Below are 18419 nucleotides of genomic sequence, written 5' to 3'. Positions count from 1 at the left end.
ACGGAAGGAGTCCATGTGAGCCGCGTCTTCGCCCGGATCACTCGCAGCGTGCAGGTCCGGGGCCGGGTCGTCCTGGCTGGTGTCGCGGCTTTGACGTTGACCGCAGCCGGATGCACCACGGGCTCCGGTGACCCGGGCGCCGACGGCACCGCTGCCGCTCCGGGTACGACGGCGGCGCAGCCGGCCGCCAACCTGAGCCGCTTCTACGAGCAGACCCCGAAGTGGGGCGCCTGCGACGACGTGCAGCCGGAGACGCAGGGTTCGCAGTGCACCTGGCTGGAGGTGCCGATCGACTACGCGAGCCCCGACGCCGGCACCACCAAGTTGCGGGTGCTCAAGGTTCCCGCCACCGGCACGGCGAAGGGATCGCTGCTGGTCAACCCGGGCGGCCCGGGTGGTTCGGCGGTCGACTACGCCAACATGGCCGACTGGATCGTCACTGGGCAGATCCGCCGCAGCTTCGATGTCGTCGGCTTCGACCCGCGCGGCGTCGGCCGGTCCGAGCCGATCGTCTGCCTGGACGACGTGAAGACCGACGAGATGCTGGGCGCCGATCCGACTCCGGACGACGAGGCCGAGTACCAGCAGATGATCGAGGCGTCCAAGCAGTTCGGGCAGGCCTGCGAGAGCAAGTACCCCAAGCTGCTGCCGCACGTCTCGACGGTTGATGCGGCCCGCGACATGGACGTGCTGCGCTCGGTCTTGGGTGACGAGCAGCTGACGTATTTGGGCAAGTCGTACGGCACGTTCCTCGGTGCGACGTACGCCGGGTTGTTCCCGCAGCGGGTGGGCCGGCTGGTGCTCGACGGCGCCATCGCTCCGGACCTGACGAACGACCAGATGAACCTGGGGCAGGCTGTGGGCTTCGAGACCGCGACCCGCGCCTACGTGCAGGACTGCATTTCCGATGGCAACTGCCCGCTCGGTGGCGAGGTCGAGGCGGGGCTGACGAAGCTGCGCGACATGCTCAAGCAACTGGACACCAATCCGGTGCCGGTGACCGGCGACGCGCGGGTCACCAAGCTCACCGAGGGCTGGGCCACCCTCGGGTTGGCGCGGGCGATGTACGACGAGACGGCGTGGGGCGGGCTGACCGACGCGCTGCGCCAGCTGGAGGGCGGCGACGGCACGGACCTGTTCGAGTTGGCCAAGCAGTACGCCGACCGCAGCAGCGACGGCAAGTACGGCGGCAACATCATGCAGGTCATCTCGGCGGTCAACTGCTTGGACCGGGGCGCGCAGCCGCAGGACTTCACGCAGATGCAGCAGCTGGGGCAGGAGTTCGCGCAGAAGGCGCCGACGTGGGGACCGTTCCTGGTGTACGGCTCGACGACGTGCGCGCACTGGCCGGTGCCTGCCACCGGTCAGCCGGAGAAGATCACCGCCGACGGCGCCGCGCCCATCGTGGTGGTCGGCACGACCCGCGACCCGGCGACCCCGTACGAGTGGGCGCAGCAGCTGGCGAGCCAGCTGTCGAGCGGCACGCTGATCACCTACGACGGCGACGGCCACACCGCCTACATGCGCTCCAACTCCTGCGTCGACTCCGCGGTCGACAAGTACCTGCTCGAGGGCACCCCACCCAAGGAAGACCTGCGCTGCTGAGGCGCGGGAGGGTCGCGGCGGGGCCGCGTGGCTCGCTCGGTTTGGGCGCCGCTGGGGCCATCCGTATACTGGTTCGAGCGTGCCCCGCACGGCTCGCACCTGCCGCTTTAGCTCAGTCGGCCAGAGCGATTCACTCGTAATGAATAGGTCGTCGGTTCGATTCCGACAAGCGGCTCAGATGACGCCCCCCGGTCCTCCGGGGGGCGTTTCTGTTGTTCGGGCCCGAGTTCGACCGATCGACGCTCACGAGGTCCAGTGTCAACAGCTGAGATAATGATCCCCATGCCCGAGGAAGCCTCGCTCGTCCCCACCTGGCCCGTCTTCGTCCTGCCCACACTGCAGGTTCTCTCCGATGGCAAGAGCCGTCACCGCCGGGAAGTGTTCGACGCGGTCGCGGAGCACGCGGGAGTGAGCGAGGATGCCCGAGCCGAGACGCTCAAGTCCGGCGGTCCCCGCTTTGAGCAACGGATGGGCTGGGTGTTGAGCCACCTCGGCAAGGCGCATTGGGTTGATCGGCCGGAACGAGGGCACTACGTCATCAACGACGACGGTAGGAAGGCACTCGCGAAGTATCCGCGGGGCTTCGATGGCTCTCTGGCGCGGGAGGTATTCGGGCCGTATTGGCCGAAGAAGGCCGAGTCCGCAGCTCCGAGTGGGCCCCAGCAGCCGTCTGACGAGATCTCCGACCCGATCGAAGTGATCGAGGACGCCGTCGCACGCATCGAGGCGCGCGTCGGCGACGAACTTCTCGAGCGTCTCCGGAACAGTCATCCCGACTTCTTCGAACAGGCGGTCATCGACCTTCTCCTGAAGATGGGCTATGGCGGCGTTGCCGAGCGTGGGCGACGCATCGGCGGCTCGAACGATGAGGGCGTCGACGGGTTGATCAACCAGGACGCGCTTGGCCTCGACCAGGTCTATATCCAGGCCAAGCGGTACAAGGAGGGAAACAACGTCGGGCGTGAGACGATCCAAGCGTTCGTCGGAGCGCTACACGGCTTTGCTGCGTCCCGCGGCGTCTTCCTCACGACGAGTACGTTCACGGCAAGCGCCGTCGACTACTCGAAGAAGGTATCTTCCCGGGTCATCCTGATCGACGGCGCGAAGCTCGTGGAGCTGATGATCACCTACCGCGTCGGCGTCCAGGAGAAGCAGAAGTTCAGCGCTGTGGACATCGACGAGGACTACTTCGAGTAGTCCGTCGCTCAGCGCCCTGCGCTACTCCAGTGCAGCACAGCGCAGTTCGACGGCCACGCCGTGTTCGACAGCGAGCGGGTATTGCCAAGCGCGGGTCACGAGCTCAGGACCTCTCTGGCCAGGCGAGCGACGCGAGGATCGTCAGGTCTCGTGACGGACACGTGTGATCGTGGGTGCCGTCCTTGAGGTCGGAGCTTCCGCTCGTAGAGTGCTAGCTTTGGCGATCCCACGGGCGCCGTGGCTGGACAAGGGAGTTCGCATGAGCCGTCTGTTGCCGCTGCTCGCCTGGCAGGCGCGGGCCCGGGAGCCGGAGGAGGGAGTGGCGGCGCTCGCCGAACGCCTCACCGGGCTGCTGGCCGACTTCCCCGAGACCCGACTGGTCGTGCTGCCCGAGTATCACCTCACGGCCGTACACGGCACCCCGGACCAGCGGGTGCAGCGGTATCGCGAGCTGGTCGAGCCCATCGACGGCGAACGGGTGACGGAGTTGCGGGAGGTGGCTCGCGACCTGGGCATCTGGCTCGTGCCGGGCACGTTCCCCGAGGCCGGGCCGAACGGCGAGCTGTACAACTCGACGGTGCTGCTCGGCCCCGACGGCGGGGTCCACGGCGTGTACCGCAAGATCTTCCCGTGGAGGCCGTTCGAGCCGTTCGACATGGGTACCGGCTTCACGGTCGCCGACGTCGACGGCATCGGCCGCGTCGGGTTCGCCATCTGTTACGACCTGTGGTTTCCCGAGGTCATCCGCCAACTCGCGTGGTTGGGCGCCGAACTGGTCATCCTCCCGACGCAGACCTCCACCCGCGACCGCGAGCAAGAGCTGGTGCTGGCCCGCGCCGCCGCGATCGCCAACCAAGTGTTCGTGCTCAGCCTCAACGCCGCCACTCCCTCGGGCGTCGGGCGCTCCCTGCTCGTCGACCCAGAGGGCCGCGTCCGGTGGCAGGCGCCCAGCGAGGTTGCGGGCGTCTACACCGACGTGATCGACCTGGACGAGGTGAGCCGGGTCCGCGAGCACGGCACCTGCGCCCTGAACCGCATGTGGCATCAGTTCGGTACAAACGACCCCGAGATTCTCTTGCCGGCGTACGGTGGCAGCATTCGCCCCGGCTCGTGGCTGCCGGGTAGTCGGCGCGACGCGCACGGGACGGATCAGTGAGCACCCAGGCCGCCGAGCCAGGCACCGGTCGCACCTCGACCGACAGCTCACCCTCCTGCCGCTGCTGCTGTTCGGCATCGCGTACGTCACGCCGTTCATTGTTCTGACGACATTCGGCATCTTCTCCGAGGCCAGCAACGGGACCCTTGCGACGGCCTATGCGCTGGCGACCGTCGCGATGCTGTTCACCGCCCTCAGCTACGGCAAGATGGCCGGCCTCTATCCCAACTCCGGCTCCGCGTACGCCTACTCACGTAAGGCCTTCGGCGGGCGTATCGGTTTCATGGTCGGTTGGGCGGTGCTGCTCGACTACTTCTTCCTGCCGATGGTCGTGTGGTTGTTCGGCACCGCCTACCTGACCAACCAGTTCCCGAACCTGCCCGGCTGGGTCTTCCTGCTCGCGTTCATCCTGCTGACGACGACACTCAACGTGATCGGCATCAACGTGGCCACGCGAGTGAGCCTGGCGCTGGTCAGCTTCCAGATGCTCGTTCTGGTGTTTTCGTGGTGTTCTCGCTCGGCTCCGTGCTCGGGGAGGGTGGCGGTGGGATTACGGCCGAGCCCTTCTGGAACCCCATGTCCACGGTCGCGGCGGTGTCGGCCGGTGCCGCGCTCACCGCCTACTCGTTCATCGGCTTCGATGCGGTGTCCACCTTCGCCGAGGAGACGAAGGACCCGACGCGGACGGTACCCCGCGCCATCATCCTCACCGCGCTCGTCGCGGGTTCGATCTTCGTGTTCGTCGCCTTCGTCGTGCAACTCGTGCATCCCGGTGGGGAGTTCGCCAACCCCGATTCGGCCGCCCTCGACATCGCCCGGGACATCGCCGGGAACTTCTTTGCGGCTGTCTTTCTCGCGACCGTGATTGTCGCCCAGTTCACCGCCGGCATCCCGATCCAGGCCGCCGGCGCCCGGCTCATGTTCGCGATGGGCCGTGACGGCGTGCTGCCGCGCCAGTTCTTCGGGCGCCTGCACCCGCGCTTCCACACGCCCGCATTCAATCTCTGCCTGACCGGCGCGGTCGGCCTCCTCGCGCTCGGATTGTCGGTCACGACCTCGACGTCGTTCGTCAACTTCGGCGCGTTCACGGCCTTCGCGTTCGTCAACCTCAGCGTCATCGCCCACTACGTGCGCGGCCGCCGTGGTGGCACGCCGCGGTCGGTGGTCGGCTGGGTGGTCTTTCCGCTCATCGGCCTCGCGGTCGTCCTGTGGCTGATGAGCAGCCTGGATCCACACGCCCTGACCCTCGGCGGCCTGTGGCTGGTGCTGGGCTTCGGCTGGCTGCTGTATCTGACCCGCGGCCTGCGCCAGTCGCCCCCGGAGATGACCTTCGAGGAGTGAGGACGGATCGTCAGTGGTTGCCGAGCTCGAGAACCTCGTCGGCTACGGCGGTCAGCAGGGGGCGGTCGTGGGCGGCGATGAGGACGGCAGCTCCGGAGCCGGCCTCATCACTGAGGGCGCGCATGATGACCGCCGTCGTGGGGGCGTCGAGCATGGCGGTCGGCTCGTCGCACAGCAGCAGCGCGGGGCGCAGCGCCAACGCGCGGGCCAGGGCGGCCCGCTGCAGTTGCCCGTCCGAAACCTGGTGTGGATGCCGGTCGAGCAGGTCGGCGCTCAGGCGCACCCGGTCGGCCAGTTCGGCGATGCGCTCCTCGTGCCGGCGCGGGTCGACGCGCAGCTGCCCCGCGGCGCTGCACAACGGCTCGGCGACGATGTGTCGGAGGGTGAATCGCGGGTTCGTCGCCGCGCGCGGCGACTGCGCGACCAGACTCGTGCGCCGACGCAGCACCGCCGGCACCCGGTAGCCCGTCGCCGTCACCGGCTGCCCGCACACGCTCACCTCCCCGGCGCTCGGGGTCAGCAGCAGCGCCGCGATCCGCAACAGCGTCGACTTGCCGCCGCCCGACGGCGCCATCAGGCCGACGACCCGACCCGGCGCCACCTGCAGGTTTACGTCCTGCAGCACATCTGGGCCGTGGCGGTCATAGCGAAACGTGACGCCGTGCAGGGCCAGGCTCACGGCTCGCCTCCGGGTTCCAGGCACGCCACCGAGTGGTCTGGCGCGACAACTCGCAGGCTCCTGTGCCCGCACGGCGCGCCGACCCGGGCGTGCCACGCGCAGACCCGCGGATCCGGATTCACCAGGGAGGACACAGACCCCGGCGGCGGCACCAGGCCACGCTCGGGCAGGGCCGCCAACAGCGCCCGGCTGTAATCGTGCAACGGCTCGTTCAATACGTCACGGGCCGGGCCGACCTCCACGAACTCGCCGCAGTACATCACCGCGACCCGGTCGGCGACCGCCCGCGCGGCCAGCAGATCGTGCGTGATGAGCACGACCGCGTGGCCCGCGTCGGCGTGCCCGCGCAGGAGGGCGAGGACCGCCGTCGCGTTCGAATCGTCGAGGGCCGAGGTCGGCTCGTCCGCGACGAGCACCTGCGGTTTCAGGGCCAGCGCCAGCGCGACGAGCGCCCGCTGGGCCATCCCGCCGGACACCTCGTGCGGATAGGCACCGGCAACCCCCGCCGAGAGCCCCACCTGCGCAAGCACCTCCGCCGCGCTGCAGCGGAGGTCGTGGTGGCGCAGGGTCTCCTCGATCGTCGCCCCGATGGTGCGGACCGGGTTGAGGTGCGTGCTCGCCGACTGCGGCACGAGCCCCACGACGCGACCCCGCACCCGCGTCAGCTGCGCCTCGGTGAGGCTGAGCAGATCGCGGCCACCGACCTCCACCCGGCCGCGAACGCGGCTGCCCGCCGGCAGCAGGCCCATCAGAGCCGCGGCGAGCACCGACTTGCCACAGCCGGATTCGCCGACGATGGCGGTCACCGTGCCGGGGGCGGCCTGCAGCTGCAATCCCCGCGCCGCGTGCACCCACGACTGGCGCGGCGGGGACGACAGCGGCCGGGTGCGCCGAGGAGGTAGCGGGAGCTGCACCCGCAGGCCGTCGACGACGAGCCGCCCATCGGCTACTCGAGCGGCGGCCTCGAGGGCAGCGGGGGCGCTCACGGCCGGCCGCCCTCGGCGGGGGCGCCGCCGACATCACCCAGGTCACCGAGGTCACCGAGGTCGCCCAGCTCTGCGACGGCTCCCTTGGGCTGCGCGCGTTCGCGCAGGTAGCCGCCGATGCCCGCGATGCCCAGGCACGCGGCCGCCAGCAAGCCGCCGGGCACCACGAGCAGCCACCAGCCGCCGGCCAGGATGCCGGCCCGGGCGTCTTCGAGCAGCGTGCCCAGGGAGGGATCGCCGGGCGGGAGTCCCACCCCCAAGAAACTCAAAGCGCTCTCGTGCCACACCGCGTGCGGCGCCAGCAGCACGACGGCGATGAGCGCCTGCGGCACCACCGCCGGCAGCAGGTGCACGGCCCACACCTGCAGGCGGCTCGACCCCGACGCGATGGCGGCCGCCACGTGTCCGCCGCCGCGCGCGGCGAGCACCTCGGCCCGCACGATCCGCGCCACCTGCGTCCAGTGGGTCAGCCCGATGGCCACCACGATCGCCCACCACTGACCGCGCCACAACGCCGCGATGACCATCCCCAGCAGCAGGTGCGGCAGCGCGTTCGCGGCGTCGACGACACGCATGGTCACCGAGTCGACCCAGCCACCGAAGATCGCGGAAATCGTGCCCACGACCGTCCCCATGACCGTCGAGACGACCGCCGCGATGGCCGCGATGACCAACGACACCTGCAAGCCCTGGGCGCAGCGAACGAACAGATCGCGCCCCAGCAGGTCGGTGCCGAACGGGTGCGCCACCGACGGCGGCAGCAGCGCCGCCGAAAAGTCCACGACCCGAGGATCCGTGGGCAGCAACAGCGGCACGAGCACGGCGTAGGCGGTCAGCAGCAGCAGCGTCGTCAGCCCCACTCGCAGCGCCGTGCGACCGGTGCCCACGCGTCGGCGCGCTGGGCCGGGCCGCCGTCGGCCCGGGCGGCGCCCGGAGCCCTTCGCCGCCCGGCCGGGCCAAGGGGCCACCACCCGCCACGGGGAGTCGTAGGTCGACCCGCTGGAGGTGACCGACCCGGCTCCGGGGCGCAGCAGACCCCGCCGGGCGGCCGATCGGTCGGGGCCCCTCGTCGACTTATGCATGATCGACCCGCGGGTCCAGCAGCAGGTAGAGGGCGTCGGCCAGCAGCGAGCCGAGCAACACGGCGGCGCAGGTCAGTACGGTGACGGCGGCCAGCAGCGGAAAGTCCATGCTCGTGGCCGCGTCGACCGTCGCCGCCGCGAGCCCGGGCCAGCTGAACACCGTCTCCACGAGCAACGCGCCCGTGACGACCTCGGGCAGGCGGGCGCCGACGACCGTGACGAACGGCAACAGCGCCGCCGGCAACGCGTGCCGCCACACGACGATCCGCTCGGGCAGCCCCCGGGCGCGGGCAGCCTGCACGTGATCCTCGCGCAGAGCGGCGACCATCGAGGTCCGCACGTTGAGCAGCAGCCACGGCATGAGAGAGAGCCCGAGCACGCAAGCGGGCAGCACGAGGTGCCGGGCGATCGACCCCCACGTCGGGTCGGCCCCACCCGTCGCCACGCCGGCGACCGGCAGCCACCCCAGCCCGAGCGACAACACCGCGATGCCTACGAGCGCTACGACGAACGGCGGCACTCCCTGCAGCACGTACGCCAGTCCTCCAGCGAACCGGTCGAGCAACGACCCCGGTCGCCGGGCCGCCAGCACCCCCAGCACGAGCGAGGCCACCACCGCGATGGTCAGGCCGGCGCCGCCGAGCAGCAGCGTCCACGGCAGCCGCTGCGCGAGCACGTCTGCCACCGGTCGCGCCAACGACCGCGACTGCCCGAGGTCGCCGCGCACCACGACGTCCCCGACCCAGCGCCACCACACCGCGTACCAGGCGTCATTGATCCCGAGCTGCTCCGCCAGCGACGCCCGCTGCTCCACGCTCGTGCGCTCGAAGCGGTCGCCCAGGTAGGCGGCGAGGGGGTCGAACGGAGAGCGCGACGCAAGCCAGAACGTCGCCGCCGAGACGAGCGCGATGACCGGCACGAACACCAAGAGGCGTGTGCGAACAAGTCTCCCGACCCGCCGCCACCGTCGTGAGCGCCGCCCAGGCGCACCCGGGCCGGAGGTGAGCCGCTCGGCCGACGTCGGCGATGACACGCTCATCCCTTCGGCGTCCAGCGGTCGATGTCGACCCATGGGCCCCACGCCGTGCCGTGCTCGTGCGGCTCGAGCAACGTCGGGGTGGTGTTCCACTCCTGCGCGATGCTCGTGCGCTGCAGGTAGACGTGGTCGAGAAAGACGAGCAAGACCATCGACGGATCGGCCACGTAGAGCTGCTGCACGCGCCGGTAGGCGCCGACGCGGGTGTCCTCGTCCGTGGAGGTGCGCCCCTCGTCGAGCGCCTTGTCCATCGCGGCGTTCACGTACCGGCTGGGGTTGTCGTAATAGGCCCCCGCCGCCGGATAGCTCGAATGCAGGCTCTTGTAGACCTGGGTGTCGACGTCGTAAGGGGTGTCGCCACCGCCCAGCAGCAGGGCGTCGGTGCCCATCCGCGGCTCGGCCTGCGCGAACTCGACCCCCTCGATCGTCACGTCGACGCCGAGCTTGAGGGCCTCGGAGGCGAACGCGGCCGAGAGGTCGCGGCGCAGCATGTCGGTCGGCCGGTACATCAGGGTGAAGGCCGCGCGTCGCCCGTCCTTGACGCGGATGCCGCCGTCGCCGACCCGCCAGCCGGCTGCCTCGAGGGCGGCCTTGCTCGCCTCCAGGTCGTAGGTGAACGTCGCGGCGGGGTCGTAGAAGCGGCCGTACTGCGGCGGGACGAACGTCGAGGCCGGCCGCCCCTTGCCCGCGAGCACCCCGTTGACCAGCGCCTCCCGGTCGATGCCCGTGTTCAGGGCCTGGCGCATCGCGGGGTCCGCCGTCACCGGGTTGCCGGCCGGCAGCGAGAGTCCCCGCCAGTCCGCGGAGGTCGCGGTGACGACGTCCATCGCACCGTCGTCGTCGAAGGGCTGGGCCAGGCGCGGCGGCAGCACCGAACCGTCGAACTCACCGGCCCGCATCCGCTGGGCGCGGGTGTTGTCGTCGGCGGCCAGGGAATAGGTGATGCGGCTCATCGGCACCGGCCCGAGCCGGTACGCGGGGTTTGCGGTGAGCACGAGTCGGTCGGCGGAGAACGAGTCGACGACGTAGGGGCCGGTGCCGACGGGGGCCGTGGTCAGCGGCGAGTCGCCCACCTGCTGACCGGGGGTGATGGCGCCCTTCGGGGCGATGCCGATGAGCAACGCCGTCCGGAACGACACCTGCGGTTCGCGCAGCGTGAAGACGACCGTCTGCGCATCGGAGGCCGTGACCCCGGCGAGGTTGACGAGGTCCCCGGCGAGGGGAGAGGCGCTGGCGGGATCGGCGATCGCCTCGTAGGTCGCGACGACATCCTGGGCGGTCAGTGGCGAGCCGTCGCTGAAGGTGACATCGCTGCGCAGCGGCACCGTCCACGTGCGGCCGTCCGCCGAGATCCGAGGCAGGGCGCTCGCGAGGTGGGGCACGATGTCGGGCAGCGCGTCGGGCCGCCCCTCCAGCGTGAGCAGCGACTCGTTGATCTTGCCCTTGCCGGTGTTCGCGAACCCGGCGATGGGGTTGAGGGACTCGGGCAGGGAGGCGGTGAGCAGCGTGATCTGGCCCTGCTGCGGGCCCGCGCTCCCGGCACTCGATGCGGAGTCCGTCGTCGGCGGGCTACAGGCGACGACCCCGACCAGCGCGAGCGCGAGGATCGCGCTCACCAGGGATCGTCGCGCGAGTGGTGCCCGATGACGAGCCATTGGCTAACCTCGAATCTTGCGAACGGGTCGGCCCATCATATGTCTGGCTGAACAGATATCGCGTGCGTGGACGATTGGATGCGACACCAGCAGAGGCGGCAACAGCGTGGCCAGCACAGGGGATGCGACTACCTGTGGTGCGAAGGGAGCGGCGGTGATGACGGACCCGAAAGCGGGAAGGGTCGCCGCCGACGCGGTGGCCAAGACCACGCCGGAGCTGTCGACGTGGACCGGCACCTTCGAACTGCTCGCCGACCCGACCCGCCTCAAGATCCTCATCGCCGTGCACGCCGCACCCGACTCGAGCGTCGGTGAGATTGCCTCCGCCGCAAGTGTTTCCGCCAACGCGGTGAGCCAGGCGCTCGCCTCCTTGGCCGAGGCCGGGGTCGTCACCGGTCGCCGTGACGGCCGCTACCGGCGCTGGACGCTCACCGACGACGCCGCCCACGAACTGCTCCACCACATCCGCGCCCCGCACTCCGCCCTGCACCCCGAGCACTGAGCGGCCGCAGGGCGTGCCAGGCAGACGCCACCCCACCCTCGGGCCTGGCAGCCACGATGGGTGGGGTAGCGGCCGTCCTCAGCGGTGCGCGATGTCGATGACCAGCCGGTCACCGTCGGTGCCGCGCAGCACGAACGCCCGCATCGGGGTGCGCTTGGTGACCCCGAGCCCGAGGGTGGTCTGACCCTCGAACGAGCCGGCGAAGGCCGCCTGACGCAAAGTGCGGAAGCCGCGGGTGTTGACGAGCTCGGCGGGGTTGCGCGGCCGGTAGGTCGGCTGGCCCTTGGCGTCGTAGGCGGGCGCCCCGATGACGACGGCGATCGCGGCGCCGCCCCGCAGCGGCACCCGGTTGCCGCTGCCGTCCTGGGTGACCGAGCGCACGTACCGCACGCTGTACCCCTTGTTCGCGAGTGTGCCGTCGAGGTCGACGACCACCCGGTCGAAACACGAGTGCCGACCGGCCCGCACTCCGGTGAGGTGATTGTTGCGGCTCAGCGACACGGGCAGATTGCCCTTGGCGCCGGTGCCCCAGCGGGTGTCGCATGTCGCCCTGGGAGTGGCGGCCAGCGCTGCCGTCGACAAGGCGGTCGCCGGTTGTATGGATGTCGAAGCCGCGGCGCCGACGGCTCCAGCGGCCCCGGCGGGACCGGCACTCAGGCCGACGACGAGTGCGGCCACGGCGCTCGCTCCGACGATGTGCCGGAGCGGGCGCCGACCGGTGCGATGTGCGTTTGGTCGGTGAGTACGGTTGTGATTCATGGTGATCCCCCTTGATCCCCTGGTGATTCCCCGTTACGCCGCGACCTCTCGCCGCGACGTATTGAGCCGTCTTACACCCGCTCCCCAGCGGTGTCCAGGGGTGCTCGGCGCGCCGCCGCAATGCCCCCAGGGGTGCCCGGGACTCACGGCTGAGTGTCACCACGTCCACAGATTCGGCCCGTAGGGTGGCCCGCGGGGATCCGGCTCGACGTGACGGGCCGGGCGAAATGCACACGCGGACGAATACCTGGGGGTGCCCTTTGCGGGCTAAAGCACTTCTTGTCGGGCTGACGACGGCGATGCTGGTGGCCGCTTGCGGCGGCAACGCGAGCGAACCGCAGGCGCAGACCAGTCCCACGCCGACGGCGGTCACCCAAACGCCGACCGCCCCGGCCACGCCGGAACAACCGATCGAGCCCAAGCGCACCGACATCCTCTACGCCCAAGACGGCAAGGAAGAGCACAAGCTCGACCTCTACATGCCCGGCGCCGACACCGACAAGGGTGCGGGGCCGTACCCGACGGTCGTGTTTGTGCACGGCGGCGGGTGGGCCGCGGGCGACAAGTCGGACATCAACAACGAAGAAATCCAGATGAACCAGCTGCGCGACGTGCTGCTGCAGAACGGCTACGCGATCGCCTCGGTCAACTACCGGGTGGTGCCCAACGGCACGTTCCCCGAGCCGGTGCAGGACATCTCCGCCGCCGTGCGCTTCCTGAAGAGCCACGCGAACCAGTACTGGCTCGACCCCGACCGGTTCGTCATGATGGGCGACTCCGCGGGCGGCCACCTGGCCACCATGACCGGGGTGAGCAGCGACGACAAGGAGTTGCAGGGCGACATCGGGATCACCGACACCGACACCAAGGTCAAGGCGATCGTCGGCTACTACGGCCTGTACGACCTCACCAAGCGCACCGAGGACCAGCAGAACGGGCCGTGCCAGCGGGCGCGTCCGGGCGCGGAGTCCTCGCACGGTCGGCTCATCGGCGCCGACCCCGACTCCCCGGAGGGCGAGCCGATCGCGGCCAAGGCCAGCCCGGTCACGTACGTCAACGCGAACACCCCGCCGGTGCTGATGTTCCACGGCAGTCAGGACTGCACGACGCCGCCGCCGCAGGCCGAGCGTTTCAAGGCCGCGCTGGAGGCCGCCGGGGTGCCCGTCGAGCTGACGATCATCGACGCCGCCCACGCCGACCCTAAGTTCTTCACCGCCCAGGAGCTCAAGGACCAGCTCATCCGCTTCCTCGACACCTACGTCAAGTAGCCGCTAGCCGAGCGCAGGAGGTGGGGCCTGGGTCTGCCGTCAGCTTCGGCGGCGCAGATCCAGGCCCAGCACGAGCTCCAGCGCCTCTTCAACGGCGGCGAGTTCGGTGCGGCTCAGGTGTCCGACGCGCGCGCCAAGACGCGCTGTGTCGATGCCGCGGAGGTGCTCGAGCAGAACGCAGGTCGCCCTTCCCTCGATCTCCACCTCGGGTCGGAAGCTGCGCGGGGTCGCCGCCGTCGAGGTCGGCGCCACGATAACCGTGGAGAGGGGCAGATCTTCGGACTGCAGCACCACACCCAATCGACGCCCTCGCTGTTCGTGGCCACGGGCCCGAGGATCGTCACTGAGATCGTCACTGAGTCGGTAGACGTCACCACGTATCAGCATCGGCCCACTCGTCCAGGGCCCGACGCACGGCGGCTTGATCCTCGGGGTCGGCGAGGTCGCGCAGGGCATCTGCTCGCATCACTTCTCGTCGGCGTAGTTGCCGCGACTCGATGAGCGCTCGACGCACCGCCTCCGAGACGGTCGTGCCGTCGGCCGTCAGTTCGGCGAGCGCGGCTTCGGCCTCGCCGTGGATTCGCACATTCACAAGCCCCATGCTGGCAAGTTAGCCCCGCGTTTTACATTTGTCACACAGTTCGCCTGTGGATGGGTCGCATCGGGGACGGGCCCCTGTGGACGGCTCAACGGAGGTCGGGAGGGCTGCCGGTCCGCGCTAGGCGACCTACTGTGGGCGGATGAGCGCTTACGACCTGGCGGAGAGGTTTCGCACCGGATCCCCTCCGGCGCTGCTCACGGGCGTGCAGGCGATCGCGCGCTTCCTCGTCGAACAGCGCGCGCTCGACGCCCGGCGCGGGCTCGATACCGGCTTCTTCGTCAGCGGCTATCAGGGCAGCCCGCTCGGCGGCCTCGACAAGCTGCTGGCCGGCGAGCCGGAGATGTTGCGCGCCAACGCGATCCACTTCCAGCCCGGGCTGAACGAGGAGATTGCCGCGACGTCGGTGTGGGGCAGCCAGTCGGACCTGCCGACGGGGCGGCAACGGCACGACGGTGTCGTCGGCGTCTGGTACGGCAAGGCGCCCGGAGTCGATCGCGCGACCGACGCCCTGCGTCACCTGACGATGTACGGGGTCAATCCGGCCGGCGGGGTCGTGCTGCTCGCCGGCGACGACCCGGCCGCGAAGTCCTCCACGGTGCCGGCCGTCAGCGAACGCACCCTGGCGGCGCTCGGCATCCCCGTGCTCTTTCCGCGCAACGCTGCGGAGGTCGTCACCCTCGGCCTGCACGCGGTCGCGTTGAGCCGGGCCAGCGGCAGCCCGGTCGCGCTGAAGATCGTCGCGGACGTCGCCGACGGCGCCTGGGTGGTCGACGAGGCGGTGACGGCGGTGGAGCCCGTGACGCCCGCCCTGACCTGGGACGGCGAGCCGTGGGTGTTCACGCAGAGCCCGCCACTGGTTGGCAGCGCCCGGATCGTCGCGGTCGAGGCCCAGCTCGTGGGGCCGCGCGCGCAGATGGTGCACGACTACGCCGCCGCGAACGGCCTCGACGAGGTGACCGTGCCGGCGCCGGGCGGCCGCCGCGGCATCATCGCGACCGGACCCGCCTTCGACTCCGCCCTGCAGGCCCTCGTCGATCTCGGAGCCGACGCCGACACCCTCGCCGCGCACGGCGTGCGGGTGCTGCGGGTCGGCATGATCACCCCGCTGGAGCCGACCGCGGTGCGCCGCTTCGCCGAGGGGCTGGAGGAGATTCTCGTCGTCGAAGACAAGACGTCGTTCCTGCAGACCCAGGTGCGTGACGTGCTCTACGGCGTCCCCGACGCCCCGCGGGTGCTCGGCAAATGCGACGCCGACGGGCGGGTGCTCGTGCCGGCCGAGGGTGAGTTGACCCCGGGCCGCCTGCACGAGCCGATGCGGCGGGTCTTCGCCGGGGTGCTGCCGCTGACGCCGCCCCCGGCCGCGCGAAAACCGTTGCCGCTGTTGCCGGTCGCCCGAGCGCCCTACTTCTGCTCCGGCTGCCCGCACAACCGCTCGACGGCCGTGCCCGAGGGATCGCTGGCCGCCGGCGGGATCGGCTGCCACACCCTCGTCACGACCTCGCGGCGCACCGACAGCGCCGTCACCGGCTTCACCCAGATGGGCGGCGAGGGCGCCCAGTGGATCGGGCAGGCGCCGTTCACTGACACCCGCCACATTTTCCAGAACCTCGGCGACGGCACGTTCGCCCACTCCGGGCAGCTCGCGCTGCAGGCGTGCGTCGCCGCCGGCGTCGACATCACGTTCAAGCTGCTACACAACGACGTCGTCGCGATGACCGGCGCGCAGGACGCGCAAGGGGCGCTCACGATCCCGGCGCTGACGCACAAGCTGGCCGCGGAGGGGGTGGCGCGGATCTTCGTGCTCTCCGACGATCCCGGTCGGCACGACGCGAAAGCCATGGCGCCCGGCACCCGCGTGTGGCACCGCGACCGCCTCGAGGAGGCGCAGCGCGAACTGCGCGACACCCCCGGCGTCACAGTCCTCATCTACCAACAACACTGTGCGAATGACTCGCGGCGGCAGCGCTCACGAGGGCTGCTGCCGGTGATGCCGACGCGGGTGGTCATCAACGAAGACGTCTGCGAGGGCTGCGGCGACTGCGGCGTCAAGAGCAACTGCCTCTCAGTGCAGCCGGTGGCCACCGAGTTCGGCGAGAAGACCCGCATCGACCAGACGACGTGCAACACCGACTACTCGTGCCTCCTGGGGGACTGCCCGGCGTTCATGACCGTGCAGGTGCCGCGGGAGCCGACTCGCGGGAAGGTCGTCACCCCGCCGGAGCTGGGCGAGCCGGCCTGGGTGGGCGCCGCTTCGGACAAGGTGGGGACGCAGAGTGTGTTCCTCGCCGGGGTCGGTGGCACGGGCATCGTCACGGTCAATCAGGTGCTCGCCACGGCGGCGCTACGGGCGGGCTACGCCGTCGACCTGCTCGATCAGATCGGGCTGGCGCAGAAGGCCGGGCCCGTCGTGGGGCACCTGCGGTTCAATGCGGACGGGCCGGTCGAGCCGTCGAACCGCGTGACGCCGGGCCGAGCCGACGCGATCCTCGCCTTCGACCTGCTGACCGCGACCGACCCGGTGAGCCTGGGCTACGGCGATCCGACCCGCACGGTGGCCGTCGCCTCGACGAGCGTCACCCCGACCGGCGCGGAGGTCTACGACCGCTCGCTGCATCAGACCGGCACCGAGGAGCTGTTGGGTCGACTGGCCAGTGCGGCCACCGACATTCACACCCTCGACATGCTCGGCGATGCCGCGATCCTGCTCGGGTCGAGCACAGCCGCGAACTTGCTGCTCGTCGGGGCGGCGGTGGAGTGCGGGGCGTTGCGCTTGCCGCCGGCGGCCGTCGAGGAGGCCATCGCGATCAACGGGGTGGCGGTCGAGGCTAATGTCGCGGCGTTCCGCTGGGGGCGGGTCAGCGTCGCCGACCCGCCCGCCTATGCCGTGGCCCTAGCCGAGGATTTCCCTGCCGCGGGCGCCGACGCCAGCCCTGCCGCGCTCGCCGGGAGCGGCTCTCGGAGCGAGCGTCATGGTCGGGTCCCCCTGGCTGGGCCCGCCCGCGCGGCGGCGCAGGTGCCCGCCCTGGCCACCGCGACGTTCACGGGGGAGACCGCCCGGCTGGCCCGGCTGCGCGCGGCCGATCTCGTCGGCTTCCAGGATGAACGCACTGCACAGGACTACGTGCGTATCGTGGAGCAGGTGTGGCGGGCCGAGCGGGCCGTCACCGACGCCACCCGCCTGTCCGAGGCGGTGGCCCGCTACCTCTACAAGCTCACCGCGTACAAGGACGAGTACGAGGTCGCCCGGCTGCTGACTCGCGGCGGCTCGGAGGGTTACGCCCAGGCCGCGGTGCCCGGCGGCGACCGGCTGACGTTCCGGCTGCATCCGCCGATGCTGCGGGCGCTCGGTATGAGCGGCAAGATCGGCTTCCGGCCCTCGACGCACACCGCGCTGCGTGCACTGGCGCCCGGCAAGCGGCTGCGCGGCACCGCCCTCGACCCGTTCGGCCGCGCCCGCGTGCGTCGCGTCGAGCGCGAACTGCTGCGCCACTACCGGGCGGTGCTCTACGACCTCGTCGCCGACCTCACCCCCGAGTCCTACGACCGGGCCGCCGAATTCGCCGCCCTGCCCGACCTGGTCCGCGGCTACGAGGACGTCAAGCTGCGCACCGTGGCGACCTACGTCGAGCGCCTGCAGGCGCTGGGCCTGCCCACGCCGACGCTCTAGCTGCCCGGAATTAATTGTCGTTGTGGTGAACTAATTACGTGCCCCCATGCGGCGCTGCCGGCTCATTCTGACGCCGCAGGTCAGAGGCCTGGGCCTCGGCGCCGGCCAGGGGGCATGTAATTAGTTCACCACAACGACAAACCGTGCCGGGCCCTCGCCGACCGTCGGGTGCCCGCCTGTCGAGGCAGACCGCCGCGCCGCTCGCGCAGGCGCAGTCCGCCCGCGTACAGGGCGGACTCCTCAGCACGGCCGCAACTTCGGCTCGGCAAGGGGCGCAGAGTGTTGCTCGGTGTGCCTAGCGGCCTACGCTCGGGCGTCCGCGGCGGGGCAGCCGGCGACGTGGTCGGGCGACATGCGCACCGACCACTCGGCCAGGCACACCCGACAGAGCCGATGACCCGCGCCGCGCGCGACGAAGGGGATGACCGGCTCCCCGCCGGCCAGGGCGTTGGCGGCGAACGGGTACACGGACAGCTGCTCGTCGCTCATCCGCTCCCGCGGGATGTCGACCATGGTGCGAATCGGGTTCAACGCATAGGTCATCCAGGCGTTGGGGTCGATGGGCGGCGCTGGTTGCTGCGACATCGGGACCTCCCTTGCCGGGGACGGCGATCGCGGGCCCGGGCCCCGTGATCGCGGCGGGCAGTCGACACACGAGTCCGTGCATCGACGGGGACGACGACTGCCCCCAAACGGTGCAGGGTGGAGCGTTGCCAGACGAGCGGTAGGGGGACACCATGGTGCCGACCGGCCCCGGCCGCTGTCTCAGCTTGCGACGGCCGTCAGCCCCCATTCCCGGACCGGATGGGTCGCACGATCGTTCGTTCCGCGGGGGGCCCCGCGCGGGGCCGCCAAAACCCCTGGAGTGCTAGGCGCGGCGGGCAG

The 18419-nt window shown here is 70.7% G+C and carries 16 protein-coding genes, 1 tRNA gene and 1 pseudogene; 9 read left to right on the top strand and 9 right to left on the bottom strand.

Translation table 11 applies throughout. The annotated features are described in order from the left end of the window. Positions 1-15: 15 nt before the first annotated feature. The 6 genes and pseudogenes from KILIM_RS17060 (at position 16) to KILIM_RS24125 (ending at position 5299) form a co-directional block, all read left to right on the top strand. Positions 16-1605 carry an alpha/beta hydrolase gene (locus tag KILIM_RS17060; protein WP_006593980.1) on the top strand — a complete coding sequence of 530 codons (1590 nt, stop codon included), beginning with the start codon at positions 16-18 and terminating at the stop codon, positions 1603-1605. A 101-nt stretch (positions 1606-1706) separates the two neighbouring features. Next, a tRNA-Thr gene (locus tag KILIM_RS17055) sits at positions 1707-1780 on the top strand. 107 nt (positions 1781-1887) lie between these two features. Next, positions 1888-2802 carry a restriction endonuclease gene (locus KILIM_RS17050; protein ID WP_006593979.1) on the top strand — a complete coding sequence of 305 codons (915 nt, stop codon included), beginning with the start codon at positions 1888-1890 and terminating at the stop codon, positions 2800-2802. 259 nt (positions 2803-3061) lie between these two features. Beyond that, positions 3062-3958, top strand: coding sequence for a carbon-nitrogen hydrolase family protein (locus tag KILIM_RS17045; protein WP_006593978.1), 897 nt, complete (start codon positions 3062-3064; stop codon positions 3956-3958). After that, positions 3891-4400 (top strand): annotated as a pseudogene (locus tag KILIM_RS25130) (APC family permease); the annotation flags it as partial. The gene KILIM_RS17045 and the pseudogene KILIM_RS25130, both read left to right, overlap by 68 nt. Positions 4401-4462: 62 nt before the next feature. Further along, a complete protein-coding gene (locus KILIM_RS24125) occupies positions 4463-5299 on the top strand; it encodes an APC family permease (RefSeq protein WP_006593977.1) in 837 nt (278 codons plus the stop codon). A 10-nt stretch (positions 5300-5309) separates the two neighbouring features. On the opposite strand, the gene KILIM_RS17035 is transcribed toward KILIM_RS24125, so the two are convergent. From KILIM_RS17035 to KILIM_RS17015, 5 genes are all read right to left on the bottom strand, one after another. Then, a complete protein-coding gene (locus tag KILIM_RS17035; RefSeq protein ID WP_006593976.1) occupies positions 5310-5978 on the bottom strand; it encodes an ATP-binding cassette domain-containing protein in 669 nt (222 codons plus the stop codon). Next, entirely contained in the window at positions 5975-6964 is a 990-nt protein-coding gene (locus KILIM_RS17030) for an ATP-binding cassette domain-containing protein (protein WP_006593975.1), read from the bottom strand. Before KILIM_RS17030 ends, KILIM_RS17035 begins: the two co-directional genes overlap by 4 nt. Beyond that, the gene (locus KILIM_RS17025; protein ID WP_006593974.1) at positions 6961-8046 is read right to left on the bottom strand and encodes an ABC transporter permease; all 1086 of its coding nucleotides are present in this window, start codon (positions 8044-8046) and stop codon (positions 6961-6963) included. The genes KILIM_RS17030 and KILIM_RS17025 overlap by 4 nt, the downstream gene beginning before the upstream one ends. Next, positions 8039-8971, bottom strand: a complete 933-nt coding sequence (locus tag KILIM_RS17020; protein WP_006593973.1) for an ABC transporter permease — start codon at positions 8969-8971, stop codon at positions 8039-8041. Before KILIM_RS17020 ends, KILIM_RS17025 begins: the two co-directional genes overlap by 8 nt. A 110-nt stretch (positions 8972-9081) precedes the next feature. Beyond that, positions 9082-10698 (bottom strand): ABC transporter substrate-binding protein, encoded by a 1617-nt coding sequence (locus KILIM_RS17015; RefSeq protein WP_006593972.1) that lies wholly within the window; start codon positions 10696-10698, stop codon positions 9082-9084. A 196-nt stretch (positions 10699-10894) separates the two neighbouring features. On the opposite strand from KILIM_RS17015, the gene KILIM_RS17010 reads away from it, so the two are divergent. Beyond that, on the top strand, positions 10895-11239 hold the full coding sequence (locus KILIM_RS17010; RefSeq protein ID WP_006593971.1) for an ArsR/SmtB family transcription factor: 345 nt from the start codon (positions 10895-10897) through the stop codon (positions 11237-11239). A 78-nt stretch (positions 11240-11317) separates the two neighbouring features. Here KILIM_RS17010 and KILIM_RS17005 read toward each other — a convergent pair whose 3' ends face one another. Next, a complete protein-coding gene (locus KILIM_RS17005; protein WP_006593970.1) occupies positions 11318-11917 on the bottom strand; it encodes an AMIN-like domain-containing (lipo)protein in 600 nt (199 codons plus the stop codon). Positions 11918-12297: 380 nt separating this feature from the next. Between KILIM_RS17005 and KILIM_RS17000 the strand changes: the two genes are divergently transcribed. Next, the gene (locus KILIM_RS17000; RefSeq protein WP_006593969.1) at positions 12298-13266 is read left to right on the top strand and encodes an alpha/beta hydrolase; all 969 of its coding nucleotides are present in this window, start codon (positions 12298-12300) and stop codon (positions 13264-13266) included. 39 nt (positions 13267-13305) lie between these two features. On the opposite strand, the gene KILIM_RS16995 is transcribed toward KILIM_RS17000, so the two are convergent. Together KILIM_RS16995 and KILIM_RS16990 are read right to left on the bottom strand one after the other, a co-directional pair. Beyond that, on the bottom strand, positions 13306-13653 hold the full coding sequence (locus KILIM_RS16995) for a type II toxin-antitoxin system PemK/MazF family toxin (protein WP_218880105.1): 348 nt from the start codon (positions 13651-13653) through the stop codon (positions 13306-13308). After that, positions 13637-13867 carry a hypothetical protein gene (locus tag KILIM_RS16990; RefSeq protein WP_006593967.1) on the bottom strand — a complete coding sequence of 77 codons (231 nt, stop codon included), beginning with the start codon at positions 13865-13867 and terminating at the stop codon, positions 13637-13639. Before KILIM_RS16990 ends, KILIM_RS16995 begins: the two co-directional genes overlap by 17 nt. Positions 13868-14006: 139 nt before the next feature. On the opposite strand from KILIM_RS16990, the gene KILIM_RS16985 reads away from it, so the two are divergent. Next, a complete protein-coding gene (locus KILIM_RS16985) occupies positions 14007-17534 on the top strand; it encodes an indolepyruvate ferredoxin oxidoreductase family protein (RefSeq protein ID WP_006593966.1) in 3528 nt (1175 codons plus the stop codon). A 303-nt stretch (positions 17535-17837) separates the two neighbouring features. On the opposite strand, the gene KILIM_RS16980 is transcribed toward KILIM_RS16985, so the two are convergent. Further along, positions 17838-18119, bottom strand: coding sequence for a hypothetical protein (locus tag KILIM_RS16980; protein ID WP_006593965.1), 282 nt, complete (start codon positions 18117-18119; stop codon positions 17838-17840). Positions 18120-18419 lie beyond the last annotated feature (300 nt).

Source organism: Kineosphaera limosa NBRC 100340, assembly GCF_000298215.1.
Lineage (GTDB): Bacteria > Actinomycetota > Actinomycetes > Actinomycetales > Dermatophilaceae > Kineosphaera > Kineosphaera limosa.
The sequence above is the reverse complement of the archived record's forward strand: the minus strand, read 5'-3'. Positions and strand labels throughout refer to the sequence as shown.